Source organism: Pseudomonas sp. R1-6, from assembly GCF_051132115.1.
Classification (GTDB): Bacteria; Pseudomonadota; Gammaproteobacteria; order Pseudomonadales; family Pseudomonadaceae; genus Aquipseudomonas.
In genome coordinates, this window is record NZ_CP071662.1 from 905976 (window position 1) to 923338 (window position 17363).

Below are 17363 nucleotides of genomic sequence, written 5' to 3' on the forward strand. Positions count from 1 at the left end.
AAGTGAACAAGTGGTTGATTCCAGCGGTAACCGCCGTGGCTTTGCTCAGTGGCTGTTCCACCGTACAGCGCGGTTCGATTCCGGTCGTCGACTCCGGTACGGCCGTTTCCAATAGCGAGCGAGTCTCGGCCAACGGTGGTTTCCGTCAGACGACGGTCAAACGGCCAGTACAAGGCCAGGCGCAGGCGATTCCCCAAGGGGACACCGGCGTGGTGGTAATGGTGCCGGGAGGTGGCGCCACCACGTCGGCACCGATCAGCAGCACGCCGATCACGCCGGGCCCGATCACGCCTGGACCTATCGAAACCTCGCCGATCAACCAGGGCAGCTATAGCATGCCATCGACGCCGAGCAGTATCCCATCGGCCAGTTCCGGTGGCTTGTCCGCCGATGAGCAACTGGACGGACCGGTATTGGCCCTGTTGACCACGGCGCAACAGCAGCAGGCGGGAGGGGATCTCAACGGTGCTTCCTCGAGCCTCGAGCGAGCCCAGCGTGTTGCGCCGCGTGAGCCGCAGGTTCTTTATCGTCTGGCCCAGGTACGCATGGCCCAGGGCGATGCGCCGCAAGCCGAACAACTGGCTCGTCGCGGCCTGACATTCTCCAGCGGTCGCCCGGCGCTCCAGGCGAGCCTGTGGGAATTGATCGCCCAGGCTCGCGAGAAGCAAGGCGATTCGGCAGGCGCGGCACTGGCCCGCCAGAAAGCCAAGGTTTCGCTCTGATGGATGTTCGGTTTCCCAAGATTGCCGATCAGCTACTGCTGATCGAGCGAGAGCTGCGGGTCCAGGGCTGGTGGAGTGATGTTTCGCCTTCGGCCGACGCGCTGGCCAGTGTCGAGCCGTTCGCCGTCGACACCCTGGATTTCGAGCAGTGGCTCCAATGGATCTTTCTTCCGCGCATGAAAGCCATCCTGGAAAACGACCTGCCGCTGCCCAACGCCTCGGGTATTCTGGCCATGGCTGAAATGGTCTATGCCCAACGGCCAGGGCAGGGGACCGAGTTGCAGCGACTGCTGGCACAATTCGACCAGCTGATCGCCGACGTCAGCTGACGGTACTCACTGGCAGTTCTCGTCGATCTGCGCACGGGTTTCATCGATGCGCTGGCGCCGCTCTTCGTCGGTAAGCCGGCGCATTTCGCCTTCCACCTCTTCCCGTACCCTAGGGTTGTTCTGCAGCTGCGCCAGGTTTGTCCGTGCCTGTTCGCAAAACGCCTTGAGTTGAGCTTCCTGTTCAGCAACCTGCTGTTTTACCTGCTGATCGATGGTTTTCTGGTCGCCAATCACTCCTCCTGAAGCTGGCGCCGCAGGTTTGGGGGGGGGCGTCGCGGATTTGCCCACGGTGGTCGCTTGGACGCCCTCGGGCGGCTGGGCCCCGAAATGGGTCACGCCTTGGGCATCGACCCACTTGAAGATCTGGCCGGCCATGCTCATTGGGCTCAGGCCCACCAACAGGCTGGCCGTCAATAACATCATTCGCATGCTGTTTCCTTGTCCTGGGTTGCGCAATCGAAGCTAACAGAGTAGCCGTTTAAAGGTTTTTTCTTGCGTTCTCATGTGCTTACTTCAATAAAGCACATTGACGACTTGACTTGCAGAGGGCGAAACAGAAGAATCCAAAGTCCGCTGTAGAGGGACTGCCAGAAGCAGACCCACTCGGCAGATCATGAGGCGCACATCCGCGCCGACCTGTTACACCCGCAACGCGTTACCTCGCGCTGGGTGGGAAAGGCCCGCAACACTTGGGACGATCCCAATACTTGCTCAGTCAGTGCTGACGTAGTCGGCGACCACCGTCGCTCATGCTCTGCCGAGAAGTAAACCTATTAAGACCCGTCCCTTTCCCATGGGTCGGTATTCTGGCGTTTTAGAGGTGAACAACGTGGAGCTTTTATCTGGCGGTGAGATGCTCGTCCGCTTCTTGCGTGACGAAGGCGTCAAATATATCTACGGGTACCCCGGTGGTGCTCTTCTTCATGTCTATGATGCCCTGTTCAAAGAACCGGAAGTGACCCACATCCTGGTTCGCCACGAACAAGCGGCCACCCACATGGCTGACGGCTATGCCCGCGCCACCGGCAAGGCCGGCGTGGTTCTGGTGACATCCGGCCCCGGCGCCACGAACGCCATTACCGGTATCGCCACGGCCTATATGGACTCGATTCCAATGGTGATCATCTCCGGCCAGGTGCCCAGCACCATGGTCGGCACCGATGCGTTCCAGGAAACCGACATGATCGGTATCTCCCGGCCGATCGTGAAGCACAGCTTCATGATCAAGCACGCTTCGGAAATCCCGGAGGTCATGAAAAAGGCGTTCTACCTGGCCGAGTCCGGTCGTCCTGGCCCTGTCGTGGTCGACGTACCAAAAGACATGACCAACCCGGCCGAGAAGTTCGAATACATCTATCCGAAGAAAGCCAAGCTGCGCTCCTACAGCCCGGCCGTGCGCGGTCACTCGGGACAAATCCGCAAGGCTGCCGAAATGCTGCTGGCGGCCAAGCGTCCAGTGCTCTATTCCGGCGGTGGCGTGATCCTCGGCGGTGGTTCTGAGCCCCTGACCGAACTGGCCAAGATGCTCAACCTGCCTGTTACGAATACGCTGATGGGGCTCGGCGCCTACCCAGGTACCGACCGCCAGTTCATCGGCATGCTCGGCATGCACGGCAGCTACACCGCGAACCTGGCGATGCACCATGCCGATGTGATCCTGGCCGTGGGCGCGCGCTTCGACGACCGTGTCATCAACGGTCCGGCGAAGTTCTGTCCGAACGCCAAGATCATCCACATCGATATCGATCCGGCGTCCATCTCCAAGACCATCAAGGCAGATGTGCCGATTGTGGGTCCTGTCGAGAGCGTGCTGACCGAGATGGTCGCGATCCTCAAGGAAATTGGCGAGGCTCCTAACAAAGATGCCGTGGCCAGTTGGTGGAAGCAGGTCGATGAATGGCGTGGCGATCGGGGCCTGTTCCCGTACGACAAGGGCGACGGCAGCGTAATCAAGCCGCAGACCGTCATCGAGACGTTGTGCGAAGTGACCAACGGCGACGCCTTCGTGACGTCGGACGTGGGCCAGCACCAGATGTTCGCGGCGCAGTACTACAAGTTCAACAAACCCAACCGCTGGATCAACTCCGGCGGCCTCGGCACCATGGGCTTCGGATTCCCGGCGGCCATGGGCGTCAAGTTGAGCTTCCCGGACAACGATGTTGCCTGTGTGACGGGTGAAGGCAGCATCCAGATGAATATCCAGGAGCTGTCGACCTGCCTGCAATACGGTCTGCCGGTGAAAATCGTCAACCTGAACAACGGTGTACTGGGCATGGTTCGCCAGTGGCAGGACATGAGCTACGGCAGCCGTCACTCGCACTCCTACATGGAGTCGTTGCCGGATTTCGTCAAGCTGGTCGAGGCCTATGGTCACGTCGGCATCCGCATCACTGACCTGAAGGACTTGAAGTCCGGGCTCGAAGAAGCCTTCGCCATGAAGGATCGACTGGTGTTCCTGGACATCCAGGTCGACACCAGCGAGCACGTCTACCCGATGCAGATCAAAGACGGCTCCATGCGCGATATGTGGCTGAGCAAGACGGAGCGTACCTAATCATGCGACACATTATTTCCTTGCTTCTGGAAAACGAACCGGGTGCTCTGTCTCGCGTAGTGGGCCTGTTCTCACAGCGCAACTACAACATCGAAAGCCTGACCGTGGCACCAACGGAGGATCCGACCTTGTCGCGTCTGACGCTGACCACCGTGGGCCACGATGAAGTCATCGAGCAGATCACCAAGAACCTGAACAAGCTGATCGAGGTGGTCAAGCTGGTGGACCTGTCGGAAAGCGCTCACATCGAACGCGAACTGATGTTGGTCAAGGTCAAGGCCACCGGTGCCCAGCGCGCCGAGATCAAACGCACTACCGATATTTATCGTGGGCAGATCGTCGATGTCAGCGCCAGCGTCTATACCGTTCAGTTGACCGGTACCAGCGACAAGCTCGACAGCTTCATTCAATCGATCGGCACTGCCTCGATTCTGGAAACCGTACGCAGTGGCGTCACCGGGATTGCCCGTGGCGACAAAGTACTGAGCATCTAAACCAAATTAGCGAATGGCCGGAACGGCCGGATATAGGGGAAATTCATGAAAGTTTTCTACGATAAAGATTGCGACCTGTCGATCATCCAGGGCAAGAAAGTCGCCATCATCGGCTACGGTTCTCAAGGTCACGCCCAGGCGTGCAACCTGAAAGACTCCGGCGTTGACGTGACCGTGGGCCTGCGCAAAGGCTCGGCCACTGTTGCCAAGGCCGAGGCCCATGGCCTGAAAGTCACCGACGTGGCTTCCGCCGTAGCCGCTGCCGACCTGGTCATGATCCTGACCCCGGACGAGTTCCAATCGTCGCTGTACAAGAACGAAATCGAGCCGAACATCAAGAAAGGCGCCACCCTGGCCTTCTCCCACGGCTTCGCGATCCACTATAACCAGGTTGTGCCACGCGCCGACCTAGACGTGATCATGATCGCGCCGAAGGCACCGGGCCACACCGTACGCTCCGAGTTCGTCAAGGGCGGCGGTATCCCTGACCTGATCGCGATTTACCAGGATGCGTCCGGCAACGCCAAGAACGTGGCCCTGTCCTACGCTGCCGGTGTTGGTGGTGGTCGTACCGGCATCATCGAAACCACCTTCAAGGACGAGACTGAAACCGACCTGTTCGGCGAGCAAGCCGTTTTGTGCGGTGGTACCGTTGAGCTGGTGAAAGCTGGTTTCGAAACCTTGGTTGAAGCAGGCTATGCGCCTGAAATGGCCTACTTCGAATGCCTGCACGAACTGAAGCTGATCGTTGACCTCATGTACGAAGGCGGTATTGCCAACATGAACTACTCGATCTCCAACAACGCCGAGTACGGCGAGTACGTGACCGGTCCGGAAGTCATCAACGCCGAGTCCCGTCAGGCCATGCGCAATGCCCTGAAACGTATTCAGGACGGCGAATACGCCAAGATGTTCATCAGCGAAGGTGCTACCGGCTATCCTTCGATGACCGCCAAGCGTCGTAACAACGCCGCTCATGGTATCGAGATCATCGGCGAGCAACTGCGCTCCATGATGCCGTGGATCGGTGCCAACAAGATCGTCGACAAAGCCAAGAACTGAGTCGCGAGCTTGATCGAAAAAACGCGGCCCAGGCCGCGTTTTTTCGTTTGGGCGTCGGCTTCTGGTATAAAGCTGCATCGTTTGGGGTCGAACCGTCGCCCCGGGCACCTGTCGAATTTTTCACACCGTTGCAAGGTACTGTCCATGAGCGAACGTCCCGACGAGCCGAACCAGGCTCCTGACGCCGAAAGCCTGTTGCCTATCGACGAGCATGTCGAAGAGGGGCATGACGCGGAAGGCCGTAAGGTCCGGCATCGTGGCATCTATCTGCTGCCGAACCTGTTTACCACCGCGAACCTGTTCGCCGGTTTCTATTCCATCATCAGCTCCATGAGTGCCCAGGCGGCATTAAGTGCGGGTGACAGCGCTGGGGCGAGTCGCTACTTCGCTTTTGCCGCGATTGCGATTTTCGTCGCCATGGTGCTCGATGGCCTGGATGGGCGCGTGGCCCGCATGACCAACACCCAGAGTGCATTCGGTGCCGAATACGATTCTCTGTCCGACATGGTTGCGTTCGGTGTCGCCCCTGCGTTGCTGGCATTCGGCTGGGCGCTGGGTGACATGGGCAAGGTCGGCTGGATGGTTGCCTTCATCTATGTAGCCGGTGCCGCGTTACGTCTGGCGCGTTTCAATACCCAGGTCGGCACTGCGGACAAGCGCTACTTCATTGGTCTCGCCAGTCCTGCGGCTGCTGGGGTCGTGGCGGGGGTGGTCTGGGCGTTCAGCGACTACGGGATCCAGGGCTCGAAGATGTCGTTTTTGGTCGCATTGTTGGTCGCGGCGGCCGGAATGCTGATGGTCAGCAACATCAAGTACAACAGCTTCAAGGAGCTGGACCTGAAGGGCCGTGTGCCGTTCGTGGCCATCCTGGCCGTAGTACTGGTGTTTGCGGTGGTGTTCAGCGATCCGCCACGTATCCTGCTGCTGGTCTTCCTCGCCTATGCCGCTTCCGGTCCGGTGCAATATTTGTTGCGTCTTCGCCGCCGCTAAATGTTGCCTTAATCTAATTTCCCCCATACTCCGCAGTCTATTGGTGCATCTCCCCCCAATGCTGCGGAGTCGTCATGCTGATCAAGATCCCCAAGTCGTCCGATTGTCATGAGTCGGACGTCACGCCCGAATCCCTTTATCTATCCCGTCGCCAGATGCTGGGGGCCGCCGTGGCTGGCGTCGCCATAAGCAGTCTGCCGCGCTGGGCCGGCGCCGCTGATGTGGCGCGTTATCCCAATGTGGAGCCTGGAAACGCGCCGTCCTGGTTTGCCGATAAGCTGCCTGCTACCCAATGGGATGCGGTGACCGCCAAGGGGGAGGCGATCACACCCTTCAAGGATGCAACCCACTACAACAACTTTTATGAGTTCGGCACTGACAAAGGCGATCCGGCAGCCAATGCGGGATCGTTGAAAACCGAGCCCTGGACCGTGGTGGTGGATGGCGAGGTGGGCAAGCCGGGGCGCTATGGACTGGAAGATTTCATGAAGCCTTATCAGCTCGAAGAGCGTATCTACCGTTTGCGCTGCGTCGAGGCTTGGTCAATGGTCATCCCTTGGATTGGTTTCCCCATATCCGCGTTACTCAAGCAAGTCGAGCCGACGTCCAAGGCCAAATACATTCGTTTTGAAACCTTGCAGGACCCCAAGACCATGCCAGGCCAGCGTTCAGGTTTTGCATTGATCGACTGGCCCTACGTGGAAGGTTTGCGGTTGGATGAAGCGATGAACCCGCTGGCCATCCTGGCGGTTGGCATGTACGGAAGGGAGCTGCCTAACCAGAATGGCGCTCCTTTACGGTTGGTGGTGCCGTGGAAGTATGGCTTCAAGAGCGTCAAGTCCATCGTGCGCATCAGCCTGGTGGGCGAGCAGCCCAAGACCACCTGGCAAAGCATCGCCTCCGATGAGTACGGCTTTTATGCGAACGTGAATCCCACCGTCGATCATCCCCGTTGGACCCAGGCGCGAGAGCGTCGTTTGCCAAGCGGTCTGTTGAGCCCCAATGTGCGCGATACCTTGATGTTCAACGGATACCAGGAGGAAGTGGCTTCTTTATATGCAGGGATGGATCTGAGGAAAGACTACTGATGCGTTTCCTGGCATGGCGGATAGGCGTTTTCGTCGCAGCGGCGATATGGCCATTGCTTTGGCTTTACGAAGCGTCCATGAATTCGTTGGGACCGGATCCAGGCAAGGTGCTGGTGGATCGACTCGGGTTGGGAACCCTGGTACTGCTATTGATCACATTGAGCATGACGCCGCTGCAGAAGCTGACCGGCTGGGCTGGGTGGATTGCCGTAAGACGACAGTTGGGGTTGTGGTGCTTTGCTTACGTCGTGTTGCATTTGGGTGGATATGCGGCGTTCATCCTGGGGTTCGATTGGTCGCAATTAGGCGTCGAGCTGAGCAAACGGCCCTACATCATCGTTGGAGCGCTCGGCTTTCTTGGCCTGCTGGCCTTGGCAGTTACGTCCAATCGTTATAGTCAAAGGCGACTTGGAGCCCGCTGGAAAAAGCTGCATCGGCTGGCCTACCTGATCCTCGGGCTTGGTTTGCTGCATATGTTGTGGATCGTGCGAGCGGATCTCAAGGAGTGGTCGATATATGCCTTTATAGGCGGCGTATTGTTGGTGCTGAGGATTGGACCGGTTGCGCGGCGGATCCCTCGTTTAATCGGTAAGAAGATCCCGTCGGTAATAAAAACGAAATAAAGGGTTGACGGCAAATTCTGGATGTCTATAATTCGCCCCACTTCCGGCGCAGTCGAAACGGAAAACTCCTTGAGTTTCAATGAGTTATCCAATTTTCGGTAAGTGCTTCGCTTCAGTTCATCGAAGCGCGGAAGGAGTGGGTAGGCCGGTTTGTTAGGCGCTATCGACGGTTCGATCCTCTCGGTCGAAAGCGGTAAAAAAGAGGTGTTGACAGCAGCGAGTAACGCTGTAGAATTCGCCTCCCGCTAACGAGAGATCGAAAGCGCAAGTGGTTGAAGTTGTTAAGGATTTCCAAGCGAAACTTTGAAAACTTCTTAAAATAACCGCTTGACAGATACACGGGGCGCTGTAGAATGCGCGCCTCGGTTGAGACGAAAGGCTCAACCCACCGCTCTTTAACAACTGAATCAAGCAATTCGTGTGGGTGCTTGTGGAGTCAGACTGCTAGTCAACAGATTATCAGCATCACAAGTTACTCCGCGAGAAATCAAAGATGTAACCAACGATTGCTGAGCCAAGTTTAGGGTTTTCTCAAAACCCAAAGATGTTTGAACTGAAGAGTTTGATCATGGCTCAGATTGAACGCTGGCGGCAGGCCTAACACATGCAAGTCGAGCGGCAGCACGGGTACTTGTACCTGGTGGCGAGCGGCGGACGGGTGAGTAATGCCTAGGAATCTGCCTGGTAGTGGGGGATAACGCTCGGAAACGGACGCTAATACCGCATACGTCCTACGGGAGAAAGCAGGGGACCTTCGGGCCTTGCGCTATCAGATGAGCCTAGGTCGGATTAGCTAGTTGGTGAGGTAATGGCTCACCAAGGCGACGATCCGTAACTGGTCTGAGAGGATGATCAGTCACACTGGAACTGAGACACGGTCCAGACTCCTACGGGAGGCAGCAGTGGGGAATATTGGACAATGGGCGAAAGCCTGATCCAGCCATGCCGCGTGTGTGAAGAAGGTCTTCGGATTGTAAAGCACTTTAAGTTGGGAGGAAGGGCATTAACCTAATACGTTAGTGTTTTGACGTTACCGACAGAATAAGCACCGGCTAACTCTGTGCCAGCAGCCGCGGTAATACAGAGGGTGCAAGCGTTAATCGGAATTACTGGGCGTAAAGCGCGCGTAGGTGGTTCGTTAAGTTGGATGTGAAATCCCCGGGCTCAACCTGGGAACTGCATTCAAAACTGTCGAGCTAGAGTATGGTAGAGGGTGGTGGAATTTCCTGTGTAGCGGTGAAATGCGTAGATATAGGAAGGAACACCAGTGGCGAAGGCGACCACCTGGACTGATACTGACACTGAGGTGCGAAAGCGTGGGGAGCAAACAGGATTAGATACCCTGGTAGTCCACGCCGTAAACGATGTCAACTAGCCGTTGGGAGCCTTGAGCTCTTAGTGGCGCAGCTAACGCATTAAGTTGACCGCCTGGGGAGTACGGCCGCAAGGTTAAAACTCAAATGAATTGACGGGGGCCCGCACAAGCGGTGGAGCATGTGGTTTAATTCGAAGCAACGCGAAGAACCTTACCAGGCCTTGACATCCAATGAACTTTCCAGAGATGGATTGGTGCCTTCGGGAACATTGAGACAGGTGCTGCATGGCTGTCGTCAGCTCGTGTCGTGAGATGTTGGGTTAAGTCCCGTAACGAGCGCAACCCTTGTCCTTAGTTACCAGCACGTTATGGTGGGCACTCTAAGGAGACTGCCGGTGACAAACCGGAGGAAGGTGGGGATGACGTCAAGTCATCATGGCCCTTACGGCCTGGGCTACACACGTGCTACAATGGTCGGTACAGAGGGTTGCCAAGCCGCGAGGTGGAGCTAATCCCACAAAACCGATCGTAGTCCGGATCGCAGTCTGCAACTCGACTGCGTGAAGTCGGAATCGCTAGTAATCGCGAATCAGAATGTCGCGGTGAATACGTTCCCGGGCCTTGTACACACCGCCCGTCACACCATGGGAGTGGGTTGCACCAGAAGTAGCTAGTCTAACCTTCGGGGGGACGGTTACCACGGTGTGATTCATGACTGGGGTGAAGTCGTAACAAGGTAGCCGTAGGGGAACCTGCGGCTGGATCACCTCCTTAATCGACGACAGCAGCGGCTCCATGAGCTCCCACACGAATTGCTTGATTCATTGAAGAAGACGATAGAAGCAGCTTTAAGCTCCAAGCTGATAGCTCACAGCTAACAGTTACAAGCTCGAAATTGGGTCTGTAGCTCAGTTGGTTAGAGCGCACCCCTGATAAGGGTGAGGTCGGCAGTTCGAATCTGCCCAGACCCACCAATTTTGTTATGGGGCCATAGCTCAGCTGGGAGAGCGCCTGCCTTGCACGCAGGAGGTCAGCGGTTCGATCCCGCTTGGCTCCACCATAAACTGCTTCTGAAAGCTTAGAAATGAGCGTTCCATCCGCTGGATGATGAATGTTGATTTCTAGTCTTTTGATTAGATCGTTCTTTAAAAATTTGGGTATGTGATAGAAAGATAGACTGAACGTTACTTTCACTGGTAACGGATCAGGCTAAGGTAAAATTTGTGAGTGGCTCTTAGAGCCAGATCGAATTTTCGGCGAATGTCGTCTTCACAGTATAACCAGATTGCTTGGGGTTATATGGTCAAGTGAAGAAGCGCATACGGTGGATGCCTTGGCAGTCAGAGGCGATGAAAGACGTGGTAGCCTGCGAAAAGCTTCGGGGAGTCGGCAAACAGACTGTGATCCGGAGATGTCTGAATGGGGGAACCCAGCCATCATAAGATGGTTATCTTGTACTGAATACATAGGTGCAAGAAGCGAACCAGGGGAACTGAAACATCTAAGTACCCTGAGGAAAAGAAATCAACCGAGATTCCCTTAGTAGTGGCGAGCGAACGGGGACTAGCCCTTAAGCTTCTTTGATTTTAGCGGAACGCTCTGGAAAGTGCGGCCATAGTGGGTGATAGCCCTGTACGCGAAAGGATCTTAGAAGTGAAATCGAGTAGGACGGAGCACGAGAAACTTTGTCTGAATATGGGGGGACCATCCTCCAAGGCTAAATACTACTGACTGACCGATAGTGAACTAGTACCGTGAGGGAAAGGCGAAAAGAACCCCGGAGAGGGGAGTGAAATAGATCCTGAAACCGTATGCGTACAAGCAGTGGGAGCCCACTTTGTTGGGTGACTGCGTACCTTTTGTATAATGGGTCAGCGACTTATTTTCAGTGGCGAGCTTAACCGAATAGGGGAGGCGTAGCGAAAGCGAGTCTTAATAGGGCGTCTAGTCGCTGGGAATAGACCCGAAACCGGGCGATCTATCCATGGGCAGGTTGAAGGTTAGGTAACACTGACTGGAGGACCGAACCGACTACCGTTGAAAAGTTAGCGGATGACCTGTGGATCGGAGTGAAAGGCTAATCAAGCTCGGAGATAGCTGGTTCTCCTCGAAAGCTATTTAGGTAGCGCCTCATGTATCACTGTAGGGGGTAGAGCACTGTTTCGGCTAGGGGGTCATCCCGACTTACCAAACCGATGCAAACTCCGAATACCTACAAGTGCCGAGCATGGGAGACACACGGCGGGTGCTAACGTCCGTCGTGAAAAGGGAAACAACCCAGACCGTCAGCTAAGGTCCCAAAGTTATGGTTAAGTGGGAAACGATGTGGGAAGGCTTAGACAGCTAGGAGGTTGGCTTAGAAGCAGCCACCCTTTAAAGAAAGCGTAATAGCTCACTAGTCGAGTCGGCCTGCGCGGAAGATGTAACGGGGCTCAAACCATACACCGAAGCTACGGGTATCACGTAAGTGATGCGGTAGAGGAGCGTTCTGTAAGCCTGTGAAGGTGAGTTGAGAAGCTTGCTGGAGGTATCAGAAGTGCGAATGCTGACATGAGTAACGACAATGGGTGTGAAAAACACCCACGCCGAAAGACCAAGGTTTCCTGCGCAACGTTAATCGACGCAGGGTTAGTCGGTCCCTAAGGCGAGGCTGAAAAGCGTAGTCGATGGAAAACAGGTTAATATTCCTGTACTTCTGGTTATTGCGATGGAGGGACGGAGAAGGCTAGGCCAGCTTGGCGTTGGTTGTCCAAGTTTAAGGTGGTAGGCTGAGATCTTAGGTAAATCCGGGATCTTAAGGCCGAGAGCTGATGACGAGTTACCCTTTGGGTGACGAAGTGGTTGATGCCATGCTTCCAAGAAAAGCTTCTAAGCTTCAGGTAACCAGGAACCGTACCCCAAACCGACACAGGTGGTTGGGTAGAGAATACCAAGGCGCTTGAGAGAACTCGGGTGAAGGAACTAGGCAAAATGGCACCGTAACTTCGGGAGAAGGTGCGCCGGTGAGGGTGAAGCACTTGCTGCGTAAGCCCACGCCGGTCGAAGATACCAGGCCGCTGCGACTGTTTATTAAAAACACAGCACTCTGCAAACACGAAAGTGGACGTATAGGGTGTGACGCCTGCCCGGTGCCGGAAGGTTAATTGATGGGGTTAGCTAACGCGAAGCTCTTGATCGAAGCCCCGGTAAACGGCGGCCGTAACTATAACGGTCCTAAGGTAGCGAAATTCCTTGTCGGGTAAGTTCCGACCTGCACGAATGGCGTAACGATGGCGGCGCTGTCTCCACCCGAGACTCAGTGAAATTGAAATCGCTGTGAAGATGCAGTGTATCCGCGGCTAGACGGAAAGACCCCGTGAACCTTTACTATAGCTTTGCACTGGACTTTGAATTTGCTTGTGTAGGATAGGTGGGAGGCTTTGAAGCGTGGACGCCAGTCTGCGTGGAGCCATTCTTGAAATACCACCCTGGCAACTTTGAGGTTCTAACTCAGGTCCGTTATCCGGATCGAGGACAGTGTATGGTGGGTAGTTTGACTGGGGCGGTCTCCTCCTAAAGAGTAACGGAGGAGTACGAAGGTGCGCTCAGACCGGTCGGAAATCGGTCGTAGAGTATAAAGGCAAAAGCGCGCTTGACTGCGAGACAGACACGTCGAGCAGGTACGAAAGTAGGTCTTAGTGATCCGGTGGTTCTGTATGGAAGGGCCATCGCTCAACGGATAAAAGGTACTCCGGGGATAACAGGCTGATACCGCCCAAGAGTTCATATCGACGGCGGTGTTTGGCACCTCGATGTCGGCTCATCACATCCTGGGGCTGAAGCCGGTCCCAAGGGTATGGCTGTTCGCCATTTAAAGTGGTACGCGAGCTGGGTTTAGAACGTCGTGAGACAGTTCGGTCCCTATCTGCCGTGGACGTTTGAGATTTGAGAGGGGCTGCTCCTAGTACGAGAGGACCGGAGTGGACGAACCTCTGGTGTTCCGGTTGTCACGCCAGTGGCATTGCCGGGTAGCTATGTTCGGAAAAGATAACCGCTGAAAGCATCTAAGCGGGAAACTTGCCTCAAGATGAGATCTCACTGGAGCCTTGAGCTCCCTGAAGGGCCGTCGAAGACTACGACGTTGATAGGCAGGGTGTGTAAGCGCTGTGAGGCGTTGAGCTAACCTGTACTAATTGCCCGTGAGGCTTGACCATATAACACCCAAGCAATTTGTAGACTCGAAAGAGGCCAGATTGCGGTGTTGTGAAGACGAAACGAACCGAAAGTTCGAGATACTCACAAAGCAACACGCTATCACATACCCATTCGCTGGAACGTGACCGCAAGGCACGCGCTGGCTACCGAATTTCTTGACGACCATAGAGCATTGGAACCACCTGATCCCATCCCGAACTCAGAAGTGAAACGATGCATCGCCGATGGTAGTGTGGGGTTTCCCCATGTGAGAGTAGGTCATCGTCAAGATTAAATTCCGAAACCCCTATCTGCTGATGCAGGTAGGGGTTTTGTTTTTGTTCGTCATAAAAATCCGCGACGGCTCATGTTAAATTTGCACAGTTATTTTTGAGCCGCAGCACTAGAATAGCCGCACCTTAGTTGAGCCAGAGCTGTTTATGCCCGATCCGTCAGACATTGATAGGTTGTCAGATCTACCCCTGGACGATCTGGTAGCGTGTCATGAGTGTGACCTGTTGATGCGCAAGCCTCAGTTGGCCAATGGTGAGAAAGCCGAGTGCCCGCGCTGTGGATACGAGCTCTACGCCCACCGGCACAATGTGATTGATCGCAGCCTTGCCCTGGTTGTCGCCGCTCTGCTGTTGTATGTACCCGCGAACTTTTTACCCATCATGCAGCTCAATCTGCTCGGACAATCCGCCCAAGACACCGTCTGGAGTGGCGTGGTCGGTCTGTTCGGCACCGGAATGCAAGGTGTATCGGTGGTGGTATTTCTATGCAGCATGGGCATTCCGTTGCTCAAGTTGCTTTGCCAATTGGCTGTACTGCTGACCATCCGCTGGAACATCGGAAGAAGTTACGGCTTGTTGTGGTATCGCATTTATCATCATCTAAGGGATTGGGGGATGCTCGAGGTTTATCTCATGGGCGTACTGGTTGCCATCGTCAAACTTGCGGACATGGCGGCGATTACCGTGGGGTTGGGCCTGGTGTGCTTTATCAGCTTGTTACTGGTTCAGATCTGGCTGGAAGTGGTGATGTCACCGCACCAGATCTGGCACGCGTTGTCAGGGGAAGACGTCCATGCGAGCAATTGATGCGGGCATTTTGGTTTGCACCGAATGTCATGAATTGAATCGGCAGGACGACGCCGCCCAGAAGCAAGTCTGCACTCGTTGTGGCGCTCGTATTCACCCTCGGCGTCCCAACAGCTTGATGCGGACCTGGGCATTGCTGATCACGGCAGCGATTATCTATATCCCTGCCAACGTACTGCCAATCATGACCATCAACTCGCTCGGCCAGGGCGCGCCCAGCACCATCATGGCGGGTGTTATCGAGCTGGTTCAACACGGCATGATTCCCATTGCAGCGGTGGTATTCATTGCCAGTATCGTAGTCCCCACCTTCAAGTTGGTCGGTATCGCATTGCTGCTGTTTTCCGTGCAACGTCACCAACCCATGTCGGCGCGCCAGCGCATCCTGATGTATCGCTTCATTGAGTTTATCGGCCGCTGGTCGATGCTGGATATTTTTGTAATCGCCATTCTGGTGGCGGTGGTGAATTTCGGCCGGCTTGCCAGTGTCGAAGCCGGTCTTGGCGCCATCGCGTTTGCCAGCGTGGTGATCCTTACAATGATTGCCGCAGTAACCTTCGATCCCCGACTGATTTGGGATAACACGGAGTCGGATGACGACCATGACTGATTTGCCTACTGCTAAAACCCGACCGGCTTCAAATTGGTCGGCCATCTGGGTCCTGCCGTTGATTGCCTTGATTATTGGCGGCTGGCTTGGCTGGCGTGCTTATAACGAGACCGGTATTGAGATCAACGTGCGTTTTGAAAGCGGTGAGGGCATCCAGGTCAACAAGACAGAGGTCGTCTACAAAGGCATGACGGTCGGTAAGGTGAAGGACCTCACGCTTGATGATGAAGGGAATTCGAAGGGGGTCATTGCGACCATCGAGATGAACAAGGAAGTCGAGCAATATCTCAAGACCGGCACACGTTTCTGGCTGGTCAAACCAAGTGTGAGCCTGGCAGGGATCACCGGGTTGGAGACGTTGGTTTCCGGTAATTACGTCGCCATCAGCCCGGGGGAAGGCGAGTCGACTCGCAAGTTCAAGGCCTTGGCCGAAGAGCCCCCGCTGTCTGACGCCAAGCCTGGCCTGCACTTGACGATCAAGGCCGATCGACTGGGGTCGCTGGATCGTGGCAGTCCGGTTTTCTACAAACAGATCCAAGTTGGCCAGGTGAAAAGTTACTCACTATCCGAAGATCAACGCGCAGTAGAGATCAAGGTCTTTATCGAGCCGACTTATGCCAGCCTGGTCCGCAAGCACACGCGCTTCTGGAATGCCAGCGGCATCAGCATCGATGCCAATTTGTCAGGCGTCAAAGTACGCAGCGAGTCGCTGGCCAGTATCGTGGCGGGCGGCATCGCGTTTGCTACTCCGGAAAACCGCAAGGACAGCCCTCCGACGGATCCAAGCCTGCCATTTCGCCTGTATGAAGATTTCGAGGCAGCCGCCGCCGGGATTCGCGTCAAGGTCAAGCTCAGTGATTTCGAGGGATTGCAGGCTGGCCGTACGCCAGTGATGTACAAGGGCATCCAGGTCGGCAGCCTGAAGACGTTGAAAGTCGATCCGGACCTGTCCAGCGCCAGCGCCGAGTTGACGCTCGATCCGTTGGCGGAAGATTACCTGGTCGCCGGCGCTCAGTTCTGGGTCGTCAAACCATCGATTTCCCTGGCGGGCATCACGGGCCTGGAGGCGTTGGTGAAGGGTAACTACATCGCCGTGCGCCCTGGCGACAAAGGCGGAGCGCCGCAGCGCGAGTTCGAGGCCAGGGCGAAGGCGCCGCCGTTGGACCTTCGTTCACCCGGGCTGCATCTGGTCTTGCTGACCGAAAATCTCGGGTCGCTGGAGGTCGGTAGCCCGATCCTCTACAAACAGGTCAAGGTCGGATCGGTGCAGAGCTACCAGTTTTCCCGCAAGAAGAAGCAACTGATCATCGGAGTGCATATCGAGAAGGAATACGAAGGGCTGGTCAACGGCTCCACGCGGTTCTGGAATGCCAGTGGCGTTACCCTCACGGGCGGCTTGACCGGCGGGATACAGGTCAAGAGCGAGTCCCTGCAAAGCTTGATGGCCGGGGGGATCGCTTTCGAAACTCCTGAGCCGAACGTGCCGCTGAAACGGCGCATCCCCCGGTTCCGTTTGCACGAAGATCGTGAAACCGCGCAGCAACGAGGCACTGTCGTGACGATCAAGGTCGATCGTGCCGACGGTTTGCGCAGCGGCACGCCGATCCGGTTCAAGGGGTTGGATGTGGGCAAGATCGAGGACGTCGACCTGAGCGCCGATATGCAGTCGGTGCTGGTCACCGCACGTATCACCGAAGTGCCCGAGCGTATCGCCCGCACAGGGACTCAGTTCTGGGTGGTCAAGCCTGAATTGGGACTGATGAAGACATCGAATCTGGAAACCCTGGTGACCGGCCAGTACATCGAAGTGCAGCCCGCGACGAAGAACCTGGGGCCGCAGAAAAACTTCGTGGCCTTGGCCGAACCACCCGAAAGTGTTGTTCCCGAAGCTGGCTTGAGCCTGGTGTTGAGTGCCGCCCGACGTGGTTCGTTGAAGATTGGCGTGCCGGTGACCTACCGCGAAGTGACCGTGGGTAAAGTCACAGGCTACGAGTTGGGCCAGACGGCGGACCGGGTGCTGATTCACATCCTGATCGAGCCTAAATACGCGCCACTGGTGCGCAGCGGTACACGTTTCTGGAACAGCAGCGGCTTCGGCCTGGACTTCGGCCTGTTCAAGGGCGCGACGGTGCGAACCGAGTCGCTTGAAACCTTGATCCAGGGCGGTATCGCATTCGCAACGCCAGACGGCGAGCGGATGGGCAACCCGGCACGCCCGGAGCAAACCTTCCCGCTGTTCGACAAGTTTGAAGATGAATGGCTGACCTGGGCGCCGAAGATCAGTCTCGCCAAGTAAGCTTATC

12 protein-coding genes, 2 tRNA genes and 3 rRNA genes are annotated in these 17363 nt (G+C 55.9%); 16 read left to right on the forward strand and 1 reads right to left on the reverse strand.

Annotated elements, in window-relative coordinates:
- Positions 1-2: 2 nt before the first annotated feature.
- Positions 3-722 (forward strand): tetratricopeptide repeat protein, encoded by a 720-nt coding sequence (locus J3P81_RS04210; RefSeq protein WP_420767592.1) that lies wholly within the window; start codon positions 3-5, stop codon positions 720-722.
- Entirely contained in the window at positions 722-1051 is a 330-nt protein-coding gene (locus J3P81_RS04215) for a YqcC family protein (protein WP_434562286.1), read from the forward strand. Before J3P81_RS04210 ends, J3P81_RS04215 begins: the two co-directional genes overlap by 1 nt.
- A gap of 6 nt (positions 1052-1057) precedes the next feature.
- Here the strand turns inward: J3P81_RS04215 and J3P81_RS04220 are convergent, their stop codons facing one another.
- Positions 1058-1480, reverse strand: a complete 423-nt coding sequence (locus J3P81_RS04220; protein WP_434562288.1) for a DUF4124 domain-containing protein — start codon at positions 1478-1480, stop codon at positions 1058-1060.
- 400 nt (positions 1481-1880) lie between these two features.
- Here J3P81_RS04220 and J3P81_RS04225 point away from each other — a divergent pair, with 400 nt between their 5' ends.
- From J3P81_RS04225 to J3P81_RS04290, 14 genes are all read left to right on the forward strand, one after another.
- The gene (locus tag J3P81_RS04225) at positions 1881-3605 is read left to right on the forward strand and encodes an acetolactate synthase 3 large subunit (RefSeq protein ID WP_420767589.1); all 1725 of its coding nucleotides are present in this window, start codon (positions 1881-1883) and stop codon (positions 3603-3605) included.
- A gap of 2 nt (positions 3606-3607) precedes the next feature.
- Positions 3608-4099, forward strand: a complete 492-nt coding sequence (ilvN, locus tag J3P81_RS04230) for an acetolactate synthase small subunit (protein WP_003176102.1) — start codon at positions 3608-3610, stop codon at positions 4097-4099.
- A 45-nt stretch (positions 4100-4144) separates the two neighbouring features.
- Positions 4145-5161 (forward strand): ketol-acid reductoisomerase, encoded by a 1017-nt coding sequence (ilvC, locus tag J3P81_RS04235; protein ID WP_003228216.1) that lies wholly within the window; start codon positions 4145-4147, stop codon positions 5159-5161.
- Positions 5162-5305: 144 nt separating this feature from the next.
- Positions 5306-6151 (forward strand): CDP-diacylglycerol--serine O-phosphatidyltransferase, encoded by an 846-nt coding sequence (gene pssA, locus J3P81_RS04240; RefSeq protein WP_420767588.1) that lies wholly within the window; start codon positions 5306-5308, stop codon positions 6149-6151.
- Between the two features lie 74 nt (positions 6152-6225).
- Positions 6226-7239, forward strand: coding sequence for a protein-methionine-sulfoxide reductase catalytic subunit MsrP (gene msrP, locus J3P81_RS04245; RefSeq protein WP_434562290.1), 1014 nt, complete (start codon positions 6226-6228; stop codon positions 7237-7239).
- The gene (msrQ, locus tag J3P81_RS04250) at positions 7239-7862 is read left to right on the forward strand and encodes a protein-methionine-sulfoxide reductase heme-binding subunit MsrQ (RefSeq protein WP_434562292.1); all 624 of its coding nucleotides are present in this window, start codon (positions 7239-7241) and stop codon (positions 7860-7862) included. Before msrP ends, msrQ begins: the two co-directional genes overlap by 1 nt.
- Before the next feature lie 550 nt (positions 7863-8412).
- A 16S ribosomal RNA gene (locus J3P81_RS04255) occupies positions 8413-9951 on the forward strand.
- A 123-nt stretch (positions 9952-10074) separates the two neighbouring features.
- A tRNA-Ile gene (locus J3P81_RS04260) sits at positions 10075-10151 on the forward strand.
- A gap of 10 nt (positions 10152-10161) precedes the next feature.
- Positions 10162-10237: transfer RNA gene (locus J3P81_RS04265), tRNA-Ala, on the forward strand.
- 241 nt (positions 10238-10478) lie between these two features.
- A 23S ribosomal RNA gene (locus J3P81_RS04270) occupies positions 10479-13370 on the forward strand.
- A gap of 155 nt (positions 13371-13525) precedes the next feature.
- Positions 13526-13641 (forward strand): 5S ribosomal RNA (gene rrf / locus J3P81_RS04275).
- The 16S, 23S and 5S rRNA genes sit together here with 2 tRNA genes alongside, the layout of an rRNA operon.
- 149 nt (positions 13642-13790) lie before the next feature.
- On the forward strand, positions 13791-14450 hold the full coding sequence (locus tag J3P81_RS04280; RefSeq protein ID WP_434562294.1) for a paraquat-inducible protein A: 660 nt from the start codon (positions 13791-13793) through the stop codon (positions 14448-14450).
- The gene (locus J3P81_RS04285) at positions 14437-15060 is read left to right on the forward strand and encodes a paraquat-inducible protein A (protein WP_434562296.1); all 624 of its coding nucleotides are present in this window, start codon (positions 14437-14439) and stop codon (positions 15058-15060) included. The genes J3P81_RS04280 and J3P81_RS04285 overlap by 14 nt, the downstream gene beginning before the upstream one ends.
- Positions 15053-17356 carry an MlaD family protein gene (locus J3P81_RS04290; protein WP_434562298.1) on the forward strand — a complete coding sequence of 768 codons (2304 nt, stop codon included), beginning with the start codon at positions 15053-15055 and terminating at the stop codon, positions 17354-17356. The genes J3P81_RS04285 and J3P81_RS04290 overlap by 8 nt, the downstream gene beginning before the upstream one ends.
- The last annotated feature ends 7 nt before the right edge of the window (positions 17357-17363 follow it).